This is a genomic window from Nonomuraea sp. NPDC049419, assembly GCF_040676995.1.
Lineage (GTDB): Bacteria > Actinomycetota > Actinomycetes > Streptosporangiales > Streptosporangiaceae > Nonomuraea > Nonomuraea salmonea.
Genome location: NZ_JBFAQB010000010.1, coordinates 283,858 through 298,900, shown reverse-complemented (window position 1 = coordinate 298,900; position 15,043 = coordinate 283,858). Strand labels below are relative to the sequence as shown.

The window sequence follows — 15,043 nt, the reverse complement described above, 5'->3', positions numbered from 1 at the left end:
TCGCCTCGCTGATCAGGGTGGGCACGTCGGCCTCGGGGACCGCCCCGCCCGCCAGCGGCTTGGCCAGCGGCTTGACGATGTCGGGCACCAGGTTCGGATCGAGCCCCATCCGCTACGTCTCCGTCCGCGGGAAGCAGGCCTCGGCAGGCGTTTCCAGGGGGCCCTCCTCCGATCACTTGAAGATCTTCTATCACTCCAGTAGCACGGAACACCACAGAAACCCTTATAACGGGCGTTCTCCCTCGCTACGCTTCCAGGCTGTGAAGCTTGACGGAGTCGTTTACAGCAAGGCCCAGCTACGCCGGATCGCCACCGGGACGGGCGCCTTGGCCGGCGTCACGTCCAGGACGACCACCCGGTACACGACCGTGAAGGACGCCGTCCACGTCGCGCTGAGCGACGACGAGTACGGCCGCTCCTACTGGGAGGCGCGGGGCCCGCAACTCGAGAACATCGGCCTCGGCCTCCGTCTCCTGGCCGATGCCCTCGGCAAGCAGGAGGGCGGGCTGGCGGTCGCGCTGCGCAACTACCGCGCCGGCGACGACGCCTCCACCCTGCCCACCTGACGACCTACCGCTGGAAGTGCCAGAACAGCATGGACGGCGTACCGGCGATCACGGCGTGCGCCGCCTCGGGGGCCAGGTCGCAGAGCGCCCACGGCCACACGTCCCACGGCTCCAGCACGTCGGTACGCTCGCGCGGCTCGCCCGCCGGATGCCGGGGTTCTTCGCAGCGCCGTACGTGCAGCCCGGCCGCGAGCGCGGCCCGTACGTAGTCACCGACCGGGTGATGATGGGTGGCCACCCGCGCGGGACGGCCGCCGGGCAGCCGTACGGGCGGCACCACGCCCCGCGCCACCCCGTCGGGATGGATGTCGGCGAGCACCACGTGACCGCCGGGCCGCAGCACCCGCGCGAACTCGCCCATCACCGGATCCAGGGCCGGCACGTGCGTGAGCGCCAGCGAGCAGACCACCAGGTCCACGCACGCGTCGGGCAGCGGCAACGCGGCCAGCTCGCCGTGCAGGAACTCCGCGTCAGGCACCCGCTCGCGCGCCCGCGCCAGCATGTCGGGTGAGCCGTCGACCCCGCGCACCCGGTGCCCGCGCGCGGCGAGGAGCGCGGCGATCCGGCCGGTGCCGCACGCGGCGTCGAGCGCGTCGCCCGCCGGCAGCCCGCCGACGGCCTCCTTGATGAACGGCTCGTCCAGGTCGAACGCGCTGTTGGGCCCGTCGTAGGTGGACGCCCAGATGCGGTAACCCGTCGTGACGTCCACCCGCTCGACCTCGACGGCGGCCCCCGCGAGCCTTTCGTCGTCGAGGAACGCCCGGATCTCGGCCAGCCGCGCCTCGACGAACGCGCGGTCGTGCCCGCCCGTGTAGGCCCGCATGAGGGCGATGCCCTCCAGGCCCAGCACGTATGCCAGCGGATGCTCGTAGACCATCACCGCCACGCTAACGACCTGCGTCCGCGGGCGCACCTGATTATCGGTGGGGGCCGGCGCACCCGCGCGTCAGTGGAAGGTGCCGTGGCGGCCGAGGGTGGTGACCGGGGTGGCGCCGGGGCGCGTCCACTGGGCCGTGGGACGGCTGGTCTCGCCCCACGTCGAGTTCCCGTCGGCGTCCGTACGCCAGTACCAGCACGCGTGCTCCCCCTCCGGCCAGCCCTCGGGCTTGTCCTCCCAGGTCTCGCCGCGCCCGTACGGCGTCATGTCGAGCAGCGCCAGGGACGGGTTGGCGGGCTCGCAGCCCCGGCCCGTCGTCGAGTAGGTGAGGAAGGTGCGGTCGCCGTCGCGCAGGTAGCTGGTGAGGTAGCCCGTCGGCCCGCCGGCCGGCCCCTCCACGCCGCGTATGGAGTACCACGGCTGGGTGTAGCCCATGAACGCGACATAGTCGGCCACCTCGTCCCACGCGCCGGGGGTCACGACGGCGAACGAGACACCGCGCGCGTTGAGGTAGGCGGAGTCCTTGAGGTGCCAGGCCGTGGTGGTGCAGCCCTCGCACTGCCCCTGGGGCGGCGCGCCGTCGTACCACATGTGCTTGTAGACGACGAGCTCGTCGCGCCCCTGGAACAGCTCCAGGAACGGCACAGGGCCGCCCGGCCCGGTGACCTTGACGGAGCCGTCGAACTCGACCATCGGCAGCCGGCGGCGGGCGGCGGCGATGGCGTCGCCCTCGCGGGTGTGGGCCTTCTCGCGGACGAGCAGCTCGTCGCGGGCGGCCTGCCAGGTGGCGAGGTCGACGACGGGCGGGCGGCCGGGCTGCGCGGAAGCGCTGGATGTCACGGTGTCCTCCAGTGGTGTTCTGGGTGTCGTCGTACGACTCTGTACGACGCTCACCCGAACAGACCGGCGACCCGCCGGAAACTCATCGCACCCGTTACTGCAGCCCCGAACGGACCGAGGTGATGCGCTGGGTGTTGAAGCCGAGCCAGTGCATCCGCCCGACGTAACGGGCGTGCTCGACCTTGAGGCAGCGGTCCATGATCACCGGCAGGCCGGCCTCCTCGGCGATCCGCGCGCCCTCCTCGTTGATCACCCCGAACTGGCACCACAGCGCCCCCGCCCCGATCTGCACGGCCTCGCGGGCGATGCCGGGCAGCGCGTCGGGCGCGCGGAAGACGTTGACGAGGTCGATCGGCACCGGCACGTCGGACAGGCTCGGGTAGCTGGTCTCGCCGAGTATCTCCTTCTCGCGCGGGTTGACCGGGACGACCTGGTAGCCGTGGCGCTTGAGGTAGTAGCCGACGAAGTTGCTGGCCCGCAGCTCGTTGCCGGACAGGCCGACGATCGCGATGCTCCTGGTGGCGTGGAGGACCCGCTGGATCGTCAGCGGGTCCTGGTAGCGGGTGAGGTCGGTCATGCCGTCTCCTCCTTGGTGCCGATCGTCGCGGCGACGCGGGCGAAGCCCTGCTCGAGGTCCCAGATGAGGTCGGTGACCGACTCGGTGCCGACCGAGAGCCGCACCGAGCCGGGCCCGACGCCGGCGGCGGTCAGCTCGTCGTCGCTCAGCTGGCGGTGGGTGGTGCTGGCGGGGTGGATGACCAGGCTCTTGGCGTCGCCGACGTTGGCCAGGTGGGACCAGAGCGACAGGCCGCTGATGAGGCCCTGCCCGCCGGCCCGGCCGCCCGCGCACTCGAAGGAGAACACCGCGCCCGCCCCGCGGGGCAGGTATTTGTCCACCAGCGGGCGGTATTTGCTGCCCGGCAGGCCGGGGTGGCTGACGTTGGAGGCCAGCTCGTGGCCGTCGAGGAACTCGGCGACCTTGCGCGCGTTCTCGACGTGGCGCTCCATCCGCAGCGACAGCGTCTCCAGGCCCTGCAGGAACAGGAACGCGTTGAACGGCGACATCGCCGCGCCCAGGTCGCGCAGCGTCTCGGCGCGCAGCTTCATCAGGTAGCCGTACATGCCGAACGTCTCGTGGAAGCGCAGCCCGTGGTAGGCGGGCGACGGGTCGGCCACCACCGGGAAGCGCCCGTTGGACCAGTCGAACGTGCCGGCCTCGACGACGACCCCGCCGATGCTGGTGCCGTGGCCGCCGATGAACTTGGTCGCCGAGTGGATCACGATGTCGGCGCCCCACTCGATGGGCCGGCACAGGTAAGGCGTCGCGAACGTGTTGTCCACGATCAGCGGCAGTTCGTGCTCGTGCGCGATGGCGGCCACGGGCTCGATGTCGAGCACGTTGCCCGAGGGGTTGCCGATCGTCTCGGCGAAGAACGCCTTGGTGTTGGGCTGAACCGCCTTGCGCCAGGCGTCGGGGTCGTCGGGATCGACCCAGGTCAGCTCGACGTTCATCTTGCGCAGCAGGTGCTTGAGCTGGTTGACGGTGCCGCCGTAGAGCGCCGACGACGACACCACGTGGTCGCCCGGCTCCAGCAGCGTGAACAGCGCGGCGGCCTGGGCGGCGATGCCGCTGGCGAACGCCACGGCGCCGCTGCCGCCCTCCAGGTTGGCCACCCGCTCCTCGAACACGGCGACCGTGGGATTCATGATCCGGGAGTAGGTGTTGCCGTATTCCTGGAGGTTGAAGTACGCCGCCGCGGACTCGGGGTCTTCGAAGACGTAGCTGGTGGTCTGAAATATCGGTACGGCACGCGCCCCCGTGTTGGGGTCGGGCCGCTGCCCGGCATGCAGCTGCCGGGTCTCGAACCCGAAGGCGCGGGCCTGCTCTTGACGGGGGTGTTGCTCGGTCACCAGTGCCTCTTCCTCGACGTCACCCGGCCCCGCCTCGGGCAAGGAACCGGCGGATGATGGGCGTCTGCCGCGCTTCTTCCAGCAGGAAGCAGTCGTGGCCGTACGGCGCGTCGATCACCTCGAACTCTACCGGCTTGCCCAGAGAGCGCAGCGCCCGGTCGACGTCGTGCGAGGCCGCCGGCGGGTAGAGCCAGTCGGAGCTGAACGCGATCAGCAGCGTCCGCGCCCGCACGTCCTCGAGCGCCCGCTCCAGCGACCCGCCGCCGTGCTGCCTGGCGAGGTCGAAGTAGGTCAGCGCGCGCGAGATGTAGAGGTAGGTGTTGGCGTCGAAGCGCTTGACGAACGAGTCGGCCTGGTGGCGCAGATAGCTCTCCACCTCGAACTCGGGCTCGGTGATCGTGTAGCGAAGGTCGTCGGCGAACTGCAGCCGCCGGGCGAACTTCTCCTCCAGCGCGGGCGCCGACAGGTAGGTGATGTGGCCGACCATCCGGCCGATGCCCATGCCGGCGTCGGGGGCGCGGCCCGTGCCGTAGTAGTGGCCGCCCTGCCAGGCCGGGTCGCGCATGATCGCTTCGCGGGCGATCGCGTTCCATGCGACGCCCTGTGGGTGCAGGGCGTGGGTGCTGGCGATGGCCACGACGGCGTCGACCTGGTCGGGGTAGCTGATCGCCCATTCCAGTGCCTGCATGCCGCCGAGCGAGCCGCCGGCCACGGCCGCGAGCCGCTCGATGCCGAGGGCGTCGAGGAAGGCGCGCTGGGTGCGTACCATGTCGCCGACCGTGATGACGGGGAAGTCGGATCCGTAGGGGCGGCCGGTGGCGGGGTCGGTCGAGGACGGGCCGGTGGTGCCGCGGCAGCCGCCGAGCAGGTTGGTGGAGATCACGAAATAGCGGTCGGTGTCGAACGCCTTGCCCGGGCCGATCATGCCGTCCCACCAGCCGAGCCCCTTCGCGCTGGAGCCGTCGCGCTCCTCGGCGCCGAAGCCGTCGCGGGTGCCCGACTCGGGCGGCGCCTTGGCCACGCCGGCCGCGTGGGCGTCGCCGCTCAGCGCGTGGCAGACCAGGATGACGTTGTCGCGCGCGGGGGAGAGGGTGCCGTAGGTCTCGTACGCCACCCGCACAGGGTGCAGCTCCTTGCCGCAGTCGAGCCGTACGGGGTCCGGAAGGTCGAGGTGGAACGTTTCGACGACGCCCACGGAGCCGGCCTCGGACGTTCTTGCTGGCTGCGACATGGGGCTTATGGTAGCCGCCACTGCCGGTATATGGTCAAATACCTACCGGAATACCCGGAAGCGAAGGGCGAGAGGTATGACCACGGTCACCAACGGTGTCAACGTGCAGGCACTGCTCGAAGCGCGCGAGGTCCTGAAGGGTGCGCCGGAGGCCGCCCAGTTCGTCTGGCGGGCCTCCTCCAAGTGGCAGAACGGCGTCCACAGCACCACCACGGTCAAGGAGTTCTTCGGCCTCGGCGAGGAGCGCAGCCACCGCAAGGAGGCGGTCTTCGACGCCGACCACCCCGAGGTCTTCGCGGCCGAGGACAACGGCATCACCCCGATCGAATACCTGCTGGTCGGCCTGGCGAGCTGCCTGACCGCCGGCGTGGCCTCCGTCGCCCAGAACCGCGGCATCCAGCTCCGCTCGGTCGAGGCCAAGCTGGAGGGCGTCCACGACATCCGCGGCATCCTCGGCGCCGACAGCGACGTGCGCAACGGCTTCAACGACATCAAGGTGACGTTCGAGATCGACGCGGATGCCTCGCGCGAGGACATCGAGGCCCTGGTCGCCCAGTCGCAGAAGCGCTCGGCCGTCTTCGACGCCCTCACCAACCCGACGAACGTCACCGTCGAAGTCGCCTGAGGGAGCGAAGCATCATCGAACGGGTCACGACGGTCGTCATCGGCGCGGGGCACGCCGGCCTCGCCGCCTCGCACTTCCTGCGCGCGCTCTCGATCGACCACCTGGTGATCGAGCGCGGCGAGGTGGCCAACTCCTGGCGGCGCGAACGATGGGACTCCTTCCGCCTGCTCACCCCCAACTGGCAGAGCCGCCTGCCGGGCCTGACCTACGACGGGCCCGACCCCGACGGCTACATGACCACGAAGGAAGTGACGCAGTTCATCGAGCGGTTCGCCGCGCTCGCGGGAGCGCCCGTGCGTACCGGGACGACCGTCACGTCCGTACGGCGGTCCGGTGGCGGCTACCACGTCACCACGGACCGCGGCGAGATCGCCTGCCGCACGGTGGTGATCGCCAGCGGTGCCTGCAACCTGCCGTCGGTGCCGTCCTTCAGCACGGCGGTGCCGCCGCGGGTGAAGCAGCTCACGCCGTACGATTACCGCGAGCCCGGCCGGCTGCCCGACGGCGGCGTGCTCGTCGTCGGCGCCTCGGCCACCGGCGTGCAGCTGGCCGCCGAGCTGCACGCCTCGGGCCGTCCTGTCACGCTCTCGGTGGGCGAGCACGTCCGGCTGCCCCGCGCCTACCGCGGGCGCGACGTGCTGTGGTGGATGGACGCCTCCGGCGTGTGGGACCAGCGCCACGACGAGCTGGAGGACCTGACCAGGGCGAGGCGGCTGCCCTCGCCCCAGCTCGTGGGCACGCCCGAGCGGGCCACGCTCGACCTCAACGCGCTGACCGCGATGGGGGTCGAGCTGGTGGGCCGCTGGGCCGCCCTGCGCGACGGGAAGGCGCTGTTCTCCGGCGGGCTGCGCAACGTGTTCTCGCTGGCCGACCTGAAGATGAACCGGCTGCTCGACACGTTCGACGCATGGGCGCGCGAGAGCGGCCGCGACGGTGAGGCGGGGCCGCCCGAGCGGTTCGAGCCGACCAGGGTGCCCGCCTCGGCGCGCTGGCAGCTCGACCTGAACTCCGGCGAGATCGCCACGATCATCTGGGCGACCGGCTTCCGTCCCGACTACGGCTGGCTGGACGTGCCCGTGCTCGACGAGAAGGGTTTCCTGCGCCACGACGGCGGCGTGGTGGACGCGCCGGGCCTGTACGCGCTCGGCCTGCCGGTGCTGCGGCGGCGCAGGTCCACATTCATCAACGGCATCGAGGAGGACGCGCGGGAGGTGGTCGCGCACCTCGCCGGCCACCTGGCGGAACGGGCGTGACCGAGAGGGATGTCCGTTCTCACACCCGCTGATGCCCGATATTTACTCATTGCCACCTATATGGGTGTTCTGTAGATAATGCGGGATGGCAGAACGCGATCTACGGACCGGCGACCCCCAGCTCGACCGGGTCATGGCGGAGTTCAAGGCGAACTCGCGCGAACTCTCCGACGTCATGGGCCTGGTCGGCGACGTCGCCGGTGAGGCGGCGAGCCCTGACGGCAAGGTCAGGGTGCGCGTCACCGCGTCGGGCCAGCTGACCGGCCTGCAGATCGACCCCCGTGCGATGCGGCTGGGCTCGCAGGAGCTGGCCGAGGCCATCCTGGAGGCCTCGCGGCGGGCGACGGAGGACGCGGCCCGCCGCGTCATGGAGGTCACCCGCCCCTATCTGTGAGGCGTCAGACGCGGGGGATGAGGCTGCGGGTGCCGTGCACGATGAACTTCTGGTACATCTCCTCCTCGGTCAGCCCGTGCTCGGTGCCTGGCAGCGGGTTGTCGCCGTGCTGGACGTCCACGGTCATCGAGTACGCCGTCGAGGCCGTCATCCTGGGCAGGAAGTTGCCGGTGTTCAGCGTCACCCCGTTCGGCAGTTCGACGTTCTGGGCCACCGCGCGCAGGCCCGGCACCTTGGTCATCAGCGCAGAGCCGCCGTCGACCACGCTGTCGAAGATCATGTTGGCGAAGAAGTGCTCGCTGAACGTCGTGAGGTTGTGCTCCAGCGACTGCACGTCGTTGCCCGACATGTCGGTCTTGATGCCGCCCAGCTTGTTGATGGCCAGCGGCAGCACCACCTGCCCGGTGGCGTAGGTGGCGCTGTCGAGCACCCAGTACAGCCACGTCGGGATCAGCATGGCGATGAACCAGTGCGCGGTCTGCCTGAACAGCAGCGCCTGCCGCTTCATGATCGCCTGGAAGATCTTCCAGGTCAGCACCTGATAGCCGATCGTGACCATCATGTCCACGGTCAGGATGTAGCACAGCACCTTGATCGCGTGGTTGACCTTCTCGATCACGTCGGCGTAGGCGCGGCAGGCGACGGCGGCCTTGCGGTGCCTGAGCGACACCTCCAGGACGACGGGGCCGTACTCCTCGGTCCAGAACTTCTTGAACTGCGACACCGCGGTGCCGGCGCTGGTGGTCCACACGGCGGTGGCGGCCGCGTTCGCGGTCCTGAAGTGCTCGTCGATGGCGTCGGCGACGTCGTCGAGTACGTCGGCCGCCTTCCTGATCGTGGCGGGGTCGCCTTCGAGGTAGGAGATGCCGAACAGGAACTCGGGCGCCAGGATGCCCGCCGCACCGGCGCCGGCCATCCCGCCCCCGGCGACCTTGGTCGCGAGTCCGATGGGCACGCGCGGCTCCTCAGTCGCGCTCTACGGGAGTGGACGGCACGGCGAGCGGTCGGTCCTCGCGCTCCGCGAACTCCTTGAGCGCCTTGAGGTGCTCGTTCTTGACCATCATGCCGGCCCACTCGGCGTCCTTGACGTTCGAGCTCATCGCCACCACGGCGTCCCCGATGGCCCTGTACGACTCCGTCAGGTCGCGCAGCGCCGTGCCCAGGTCGTCGCAGGCGGCGTCGAAGCCCGGGTGACCGTCCTGGCCACGGCGGAAGATGCGGGCCGCCTCGTCGCTGTCGGGATCGCCGAAGTAGGGGACCAGCGGCCCGAGCATCTGCCAGGTCCTGTTCACGGCCTCGCCGAACTCGCCACCGCCGTCGTGGATCGCCCGGCCGCTCTTGCGCATGCTCGAATGATCGATGTCCACGTGGTCTCCTCCCCGTACAACGCCCGAGCGGCCAGTCTCCGCACTCTTCGTTTCGGTCAGATGACCATTTGGTTGCCGTTCATGCAGTTTGATGACCGAAATCGTCGCTTGTGGGGTGTCGTCGATGCGGGCGCCTCGCGCACGCCGGCACGCGAAGCGCTGCTGCGCCTGGAAACCGGGGGGAGGCTGACGACCGTCTCCCAGAAGACGCGAACGGCTACGGCCCCTATGTCCGCGGCCAGGACCCGAGTACGCCTGGTGCCAGGACCGCGACGGCGACGGCGTGGTCTGCGAGCGCTGACCCTCCGTTGTTCCACGGCGGTGAGCACCGTGTCCGTGCCGGCCGCGCCGCGTTCGCGGATGCTGGGCATCTCGCGTCCGCGAACGCCCGCGCGTCAGGTGGTGGGGTCGACGATGACCTTGCCCACCGCGTGGTTCTGGACCGCGTTCTGGGCGGCGGCGGTTTCCGGCAGGGGGTAGCGGTGGATCGGGAGGCCGTGCGCCTCGCCCACTCCCAGCGCGCCGTCCCGGAGTGCGGCCGTAACGTCGTCGGCTGCGGCGGCCATGCGTTCTGCGCTGGTGAAGAGGATGAGGAACTGGTAGCGGACGTCCAGTTGGAGGCTCTTGAGGATGTCCAGCTCCACCGTGGAGCGATCGTCGGCGTAGACGGCGATCGTGCCGCCGTTCTTGAGGACCGCCAGGTCGAGGTCGAGATTCGCGTTCACGGCGACCTCGACGACGATGTCGACGCCGTCCGGGGCCGCCGCGCGGATCCCGGGCGCCGGGTCGGTTTCCCGGTAGTCGAAGACGTGGTGCGCGCCCGCCGCGGTGGCCAGCGCCGCCTTCTCCGGGCTGCTGACCGTGGTGAGCACGGTGGCCCCGGCCCAGCAGGCGAGCTGGATAGCGGCGTTGCCGACCGCGCCCGCGCCGCCGTTCACCAGCACGGTGTGGCCGTCCAGCGCCTTGGGGGCGAGGCGGCGGGGGCCGTTCTCGGCGGCGATCAGCCCTCGGTGCGCGGTGAGCGCGGGCACCCCGAGCGCGGCGCCCAGCTCGTACGAGGCGTCGCCCGGCAGCGGCCGCACCAGGGACGCGGGCAGGACGGTGTACTCCTGGGCGGTCCCGCCGTTCTCGATCAGCCCGGCCGCGAACACCCACACCCGGTCTCCAGGAGCGAACTCCTCGACCCCGGGACCGACCGCGTCGATCACGCCGCCGCCGTCGTGGTGCGGCGTCACCTCGGGGTACGGCATCCCCCATACGGGGGTGGTGCGGGCCCGCCAGTCGGTCGGGTTGACGCCGGAGGCGTGCACGCGGACACGGACCTCGCCGGGGCCCGGCTCCGGCACGCCACGCTCGATGAGCTTCAGGACCGAGACGTCCCCCTGCTCGCGGTAGGCGATGGCTCTCATCTTCTGGTCTCCTCGGTCAGGTGGTCGCGGGCCCCGTCAGGAGTCCGCGGGTTCGATGGGGAAGTTGTCGCGGAACGGGCCGGTGGGGTCCCATCGGCGCTTGAGCTCGCGCAGCCGCCGCAGGTTGGCGTCGCGTCAGGCGTAGGCGGTGGCGTCAGCGGGCGTCGCGGTGACGGCGCGCCCCCGGCGGAGCGGAAGCGCAGCTCGTGATCATGGTCGGGCATGGCTCAAGGCTTGCCGACACCTGCGGGAGCGCACAAACGCGTGGTAACTGACTTACGAAAAGTAAGTGCACGAAGCCAGGGAAGCGACTTACGATGAGTAAGTGACCATTCCCAGGACGGCCCCGATTCCCCAGTGGGACCACACCAACGAGGCCGAATGCCGCCGCGCCGGCCGCGCCATCGAGGTCGTCGGGCAGCGCTGGGCGCCCGGCGTGCTGCTCGCGCTCGACCGGGGCGCCCAACGGTTCAGCGAGATCGCCGCGCTGGTGGAGGGCATCTCCGCCCGCATGCTCACCGTCCGGCTGAAGCAGCTGGAGGCCGCCAAGCTGGTCGTGCGCACGGTCATCCCCACGACCCCGGTCTCGGTGCGCTACAGCCTCTCACCGCGCGGCGCCGACCTCCTCGCCGCCCTCCGCCCGATGGCGGCCTACGTCCAGCGCTGGAACGACGACACCGACCCCCCGGAATGAGCCGAAGGGGGCCGGGCCGCGTTCGCCCGGCCCCTCAGCGGATCAGATCAGTTCGCTCTTGTAGAAGATGCTGGCCACCCGGGCCCCTTGCTCGCCCGACGCCAGCCCCAGGCACAGCCGGGGGCGGCCGGCGGCGATCTGGATGCCCATGCCCTCGGGCTCGCGGAAGTCGAGTGACCGGCCCGCCTCCGTGCGGGCCCGCTGGACCTGCTCGCCGGTGCGCAGGTCGAAGCAGGTGACGTGGGCGTTGCCGGGCGGCGGGTTGCTGTCGCTGTAGGCGGTGCCGTCCAGCATGTAGGCGAAGTTCCCGTAGACGGCGTACCCCTGGAAGGTGCCGAGCCCGCCCGGCTGGGCGACGTGGAAGATCGGTTCGTACCGGCCCGCCTTGAGCTGCCCCAGCGGGTAGACGGCGTAGCGGAAGGTGCCGTTGTCGTTGTAGCGCATGGCGATGCGGTTGGTGGAGGGGTCGATCGTGCAGGTGACGTTGCGGACGCCGGCGATCGGCTCGTGCTTGGTGAGCTCCGGCGACGAGGGGGTCAGCGTCTGCCCGTCGACGAACCTGAACCGGGCCAGCTTGGTGCCGCGCGAGCTGGTGCCGTCGGGGATGCCGTCCGTCTCCGTCCACAGGTACGCCGACGTGCCGGACGGCTCCACCCCGCACTGCACGCCGTGCCCGAACCCCATGAGGTACATGTGCCCGAGGATCGTGCCGGACAGGCTGAGTTTGGTCAGGCAGAGGTCGCCGGCCGCGTTGGAGCCGGAGCCGTTCTTCACCTGCAGCGTGTAGATGTGGCCGTTGCGGTTGTCGAAGGCGAAGGACTGCAGGACGGTCTCGTCGTACAGGGCCTTCTTCCAGATGAGGGAGGTCGAGGGGGCGGTGAGCTGGAAGCGGCCTTCAGCGGCGCGCGCCGGCGGGGAGGCCAGCGCGGCGGCAGCGGCCGTACCTGCGCCGATGGTGAAGAGGCTCCTACGGGAAACGTTTACAGCGGGCATGCGTAACGGTCACCTTCCTGGTGCTGGAAGCCGAGCGGACAGGCGCGCCGTCAGGTTAACACCGGGGTGTCAGGGGGGCGAGGGGTTGGAGTTACCTCCGTAACATTCGTGACATATAAGGCGAAAGAGGTCGGGGCGGAGTGCCCAGATCTCGGATGGCTGGCGTGTCATCGTCCGCATAGGTGGCGGTCGCGGCAATCATGCTTGCTGTGTTGAGCAGGAGGTCCTTCCTGGCGGCGGGGTTCACGACCGGCCTGCCGTCCCTGGTGCCGTCGGCCGGTTTCGGCGAGCCGTTCACGCTGGGCGTCGCCAGCGGCGACCCCGACCCGGGCGGGTTCGTGCTGTGGACCCGGCTCGCGCCGGACCCGCTGGCCGAGGACGGGTTCGGCGGGATGCCGCAGGAGCCGGTGCCGGTCCACTGGCAGGTCCTCGCCGACCCGGCGGGCAAGACCGTCGTCCGCAGCGGCACCGAGCCGGCCGTCCGCGACTGGGCGCACAGCGTGCACGTCACGGTGACCGGGCTGCGGCCCGGCCGTCCGTACTGGTACCGCTTCAAGGCCGGCCCGTACGTCTCGCCGACCGGCCGCACGCTCACCGCCCCCGCCCTCGGCACGATCGGCCGCCCGCTGCGCATGGCGGTCTGCTCCTGCGCCAACTACCAGCACGGCTACTTCACCGCGTACGCCGCCATCGCCGCCGAACAGCCCGACCTCGTGCTCAACCTCGGCGACTACATCTACGAGCAGGGCAGCGACCACCTGCTCGGCCCCGGCGGCAACGTCCGCGACCACGGCGGCCCCGAGGCCGTCACGCTGGCCGACTACCGGCGCCGGCACGCCCTCTACAAGACCGACCCCGACCTGCGCGCCGCCCACGCCGCCGCGCCCTGGGTGGCCGTCATGGACGACCACGAGGTGGTCAACAACTGGACCAACCTGATCCCCGCCGAGCGCCGCCAGGCCGCCTTCCGCGCGTACTACGAGCACCTGCCGCTACGCCCCGCCGCCCGCCCCGGCGGCGCCGCCGTCCAGCTCTACCGGCGGCTGCGGTGGGGCGGCCTGGCCACCCTGCACGTGCTCGACACCCGGCAATACCGCGACCCCCACCTGTGCGGCGCCGGCTTCAGGGACTGCCCGGCGCCGGACGGGCCCAGCCGCACTATGCTGGGCCTGGACCAGGAGCAGTGGCTGCTCGACGGCTTCCACCGCTCGCGCGCCCGCTGGGACCTCGTCGGCCAGCAGGTCTTCTTCGGCCAGCGCGACCGCGACCCCGGCCCGGGAAGGCTCGTACGCCAGGACGCCTGGGACGGCTACACCGCCGCCCGGATGCGCGTCAGCGAAGGCTGGGTGGAGGCAGGCGCGCGCAACGTCGCCGTGCTGACCGGTGACGTGCACGCGCACTGGGCGGGCGACCTCGTCCTCGACTACGACGACCCCGCGGCCGGCCCGATCGGCGCCGAGTTCGCCGTCACCTCGATCACCACCGGTGGCGACGGCACCGACGTCGACCCGGTCACCGACCCGCTGCCGGCCGTCAACCCGCACCTGAAGCTGCACCTGCGCCACCGCGGCTACCTGATGCTGGAGGTCACGCCGAGCACGCTGACCGCCGCCTTCAAGATCGTGCGGTACGTCAGCCGCCCCGGCGCGACCGCCGAGACCGCGGCCACCGCCCGCCTGCACGACCGCGTCCCCGGCCTGGGCGCGGCTACGGCGTGAGGAGCACCTTGACGGCGCGGCGCTCGTCCATCGCCCGGTAGCCCTCGGCGGCCTGCTCCAGCGGCAGGGTCAGGTCGAAGACCTGCCCGGGGTCGATGACGCGGCGCCAGATGAGGTCGATGAGCTCGGGCAGGTACTCGCGCACGGGGGCGGGGCCGCCGTGCAGGTGGACGAGGGAGAAGAACAGCTCGTCGCCCGGCAGCGCCACGTCGTGGGCGTAGCCGACGAACCCGATGTGGCCGCCGGGCCTGGTGGAGCGGATGGCCTGCGTCATCGAGCTCTGCGTGCCGACCGCCTCGATGACACTGTGGGCGCCGAGCCCGTTCGTCAGCTCCATGATCCGCGCCACGCCCTCGTCGCCGCGCTCGGTCACGATGTCGGTGGCGCCGAAGCGGCGGGCCAGCTCCTGGCGCGACTCGTGGCGGCTCATCGCGATGATCCGTTCGGCGCCGAAGTGCCGGGCGGCCAGCACCCCGCACAGCCCGACCGCGCCGTCACCGACGATCACGACGGTCTTGCCGGGCCCCGCCGCGGCGGCGATGGCGCCGAACCAGCCGGTGCCCAGCACGTCGGAGGCGGCCAGCAGGCTCGGGATCAGCTCGGGCTCCGGCATGCCAGGGGTGGCGACGAGCGTGCCGTCGGCGAGCGGGATGCGGGCGTACTGCGCCTGGGTGCCGATCGAGCCCATCAGGACACGGTTGACGCAGCCGCTCTGGTAGCCGGCCCGGCAGATCTCGCAGGTGTTGTCGGAGGCCCAGAACGAGCCGACCACGAACTGGCCCGGCCTGACCGTGGCGACCTCGGGGCCGACCTCCTCGACGACGCCGACGTACTCGTGACCCATGGGAGCCGGGTCGCCGTTCTCCTCCAGGCCCCGGTAGGGCCACAGGTCGGAGCCGCAGATGCAGGCCGCGGTCAGGCGGATGATCGCGTCGGTGGGCGCGACGATCTCCGGGTCGCCGCGCTCCTCGACACGGACGTCGCCGGGACCGTGCAGCACTGCTCCGCGCATCGTGGCTCTCCTTCGGACGTTCTCCCGTACGCCTTCCTTGTTTCCGCACGCGGCCGTCCGGTTGCCGTGCAAGGCGAAGTTTGGCCTGTTCGAGGGGCTTCGCCGACCTACGCGGGACAGATTCCGAGAGCTGGCGCCCCGCCCAATAGGATC

At 71.0% G+C, this 15,043-nt stretch carries 17 protein-coding genes and 1 pseudogene; 7 read left to right on the top strand and 11 right to left on the bottom strand.

What is annotated here, in order from left to right:
* The first annotated feature begins 260 nt into the window (after positions 1 to 260).
* Positions 261 to 566, top strand: a complete 306-nt coding sequence (locus AB0K12_RS28405) for a hypothetical protein (RefSeq protein ID WP_364567506.1) — start codon at positions 261 to 263, stop codon at positions 564 to 566.
* Between the two features lie 4 nt (positions 567 to 570).
* Here the strand turns inward: AB0K12_RS28405 and AB0K12_RS28400 are convergent, their stop codons facing one another.
* The 5 genes from AB0K12_RS28400 to AB0K12_RS28380 all read right to left on the bottom strand — a co-directional run bounded on the left by AB0K12_RS28400 (position 571) and on the right by AB0K12_RS28380 (position 5,425).
* Positions 571 to 1,443 (bottom strand): class I SAM-dependent methyltransferase, encoded by an 873-nt coding sequence (locus AB0K12_RS28400; protein WP_364567504.1) that lies wholly within the window; start codon positions 1,441 to 1,443, stop codon positions 571 to 573.
* 69 nt (positions 1,444 to 1,512) lie between these two features.
* On the bottom strand, positions 1,513 to 2,283 hold the full coding sequence (locus AB0K12_RS28395) for a DUF899 family protein (protein ID WP_364567502.1): 771 nt from the start codon (positions 2,281 to 2,283) through the stop codon (positions 1,513 to 1,515).
* Positions 2,284 to 2,377: 94 nt separating this feature from the next.
* On the bottom strand, positions 2,378 to 2,860 hold the full coding sequence (locus AB0K12_RS28390) for a CoA-binding protein (protein WP_364567500.1): 483 nt from the start codon (positions 2,858 to 2,860) through the stop codon (positions 2,378 to 2,380).
* Positions 2,857 to 4,194, bottom strand: coding sequence for an O-acetylhomoserine aminocarboxypropyltransferase/cysteine synthase family protein (locus tag AB0K12_RS28385; RefSeq protein ID WP_364384090.1), 1,338 nt, complete (start codon positions 4,192 to 4,194; stop codon positions 2,857 to 2,859). Before AB0K12_RS28385 ends, AB0K12_RS28390 begins: the two co-directional genes overlap by 4 nt.
* A gap of 19 nt (positions 4,195 to 4,213) precedes the next feature.
* Complete coding sequence (locus AB0K12_RS28380) at positions 4,214 to 5,425, bottom strand: homoserine O-acetyltransferase (protein ID WP_364567498.1); 1,212 nt, start codon at positions 5,423 to 5,425, stop codon at positions 4,214 to 4,216.
* A gap of 76 nt (positions 5,426 to 5,501) precedes the next feature.
* Between AB0K12_RS28380 and AB0K12_RS28375 the strand changes: the two genes are divergently transcribed.
* The 3 genes from AB0K12_RS28375 to AB0K12_RS28365 all read left to right on the top strand — a co-directional run bounded on the left by AB0K12_RS28375 (position 5,502) and on the right by AB0K12_RS28365 (position 7,697).
* Positions 5,502 to 6,050 (top strand): OsmC family protein, encoded by a 549-nt coding sequence (locus tag AB0K12_RS28375; RefSeq protein ID WP_364567495.1) that lies wholly within the window; start codon positions 5,502 to 5,504, stop codon positions 6,048 to 6,050.
* The gene (locus tag AB0K12_RS28370) at positions 6,047 to 7,303 is read left to right on the top strand and encodes an FAD-dependent oxidoreductase (RefSeq protein WP_364567532.1); all 1,257 of its coding nucleotides are present in this window, start codon (positions 6,047 to 6,049) and stop codon (positions 7,301 to 7,303) included. Before AB0K12_RS28375 ends, AB0K12_RS28370 begins: the two co-directional genes overlap by 4 nt.
* Before the next feature lie 85 nt (positions 7,304 to 7,388).
* Positions 7,389 to 7,697, top strand: coding sequence for a YbaB/EbfC family nucleoid-associated protein (locus tag AB0K12_RS28365; protein WP_364567492.1), 309 nt, complete (start codon positions 7,389 to 7,391; stop codon positions 7,695 to 7,697).
* Positions 7,698 to 7,701: 4 nt separating this feature from the next.
* Here the strand turns inward: AB0K12_RS28365 and AB0K12_RS28360 are convergent, their stop codons facing one another.
* Positions 7,702 to 8,652 carry a hypothetical protein gene (locus AB0K12_RS28360; RefSeq protein ID WP_364567490.1) on the bottom strand — a complete coding sequence of 317 codons (951 nt, stop codon included), beginning with the start codon at positions 8,650 to 8,652 and terminating at the stop codon, positions 7,702 to 7,704.
* A 10-nt stretch (positions 8,653 to 8,662) separates the two neighbouring features.
* A complete protein-coding gene (locus AB0K12_RS28355) occupies positions 8,663 to 9,064 on the bottom strand; it encodes a hypothetical protein (RefSeq protein WP_364567487.1) in 402 nt (133 codons plus the stop codon).
* A 244-nt stretch (positions 9,065 to 9,308) separates the two neighbouring features.
* Between AB0K12_RS28355 and AB0K12_RS28350 the strand changes: the two are divergent.
* Positions 9,309 to 9,365 (top strand): annotated as a pseudogene (locus AB0K12_RS28350) (excalibur calcium-binding domain-containing protein); the annotation flags it as partial.
* A 94-nt stretch (positions 9,366 to 9,459) separates the two neighbouring features.
* Here AB0K12_RS28350 and AB0K12_RS28345 read toward each other — a convergent pair.
* On the bottom strand, positions 9,460 to 10,473 hold the full coding sequence (locus AB0K12_RS28345; RefSeq protein WP_364567484.1) for an NADPH:quinone reductase: 1,014 nt from the start codon (positions 10,471 to 10,473) through the stop codon (positions 9,460 to 9,462).
* A 36-nt stretch (positions 10,474 to 10,509) separates the two neighbouring features.
* Positions 10,510 to 10,596, bottom strand: a complete 87-nt coding sequence (locus AB0K12_RS28340) for a BBE domain-containing protein (protein ID WP_364567529.1) — start codon at positions 10,594 to 10,596, stop codon at positions 10,510 to 10,512.
* 202 nt (positions 10,597 to 10,798) lie between these two features.
* On the opposite strand from AB0K12_RS28340, the gene AB0K12_RS28335 reads away from it, so the two are divergent.
* On the top strand, positions 10,799 to 11,167 hold the full coding sequence (locus AB0K12_RS28335) for a helix-turn-helix domain-containing protein (protein ID WP_364567482.1): 369 nt from the start codon (positions 10,799 to 10,801) through the stop codon (positions 11,165 to 11,167).
* 42 nt (positions 11,168 to 11,209) lie between these two features.
* Here the strand turns inward: AB0K12_RS28335 and AB0K12_RS28330 are convergent, their stop codons facing one another.
* On the bottom strand, positions 11,210 to 12,160 hold the full coding sequence (locus AB0K12_RS28330; protein WP_364567479.1) for a teichoic acid biosynthesis protein C: 951 nt from the start codon (positions 12,158 to 12,160) through the stop codon (positions 11,210 to 11,212).
* Between the two features lie 212 nt (positions 12,161 to 12,372).
* Between AB0K12_RS28330 and AB0K12_RS28325 the strand changes: the two genes are divergently transcribed.
* Positions 12,373 to 13,878: an alkaline phosphatase D family protein gene (locus tag AB0K12_RS28325; RefSeq protein WP_364567476.1), complete on the top strand. Its 1,506-nt coding sequence runs from the start codon at positions 12,373 to 12,375 to the stop codon at positions 13,876 to 13,878.
* On the opposite strand, the gene AB0K12_RS28320 is transcribed toward AB0K12_RS28325, so the two are convergent.
* Positions 13,868 to 14,890, bottom strand: coding sequence for a zinc-dependent alcohol dehydrogenase family protein (locus AB0K12_RS28320; protein WP_364567473.1), 1,023 nt, complete (start codon positions 14,888 to 14,890; stop codon positions 13,868 to 13,870). The genes AB0K12_RS28325 and AB0K12_RS28320 overlap by 11 nt on opposite strands.
* Positions 14,891 to 15,043 lie beyond the last annotated feature (153 nt).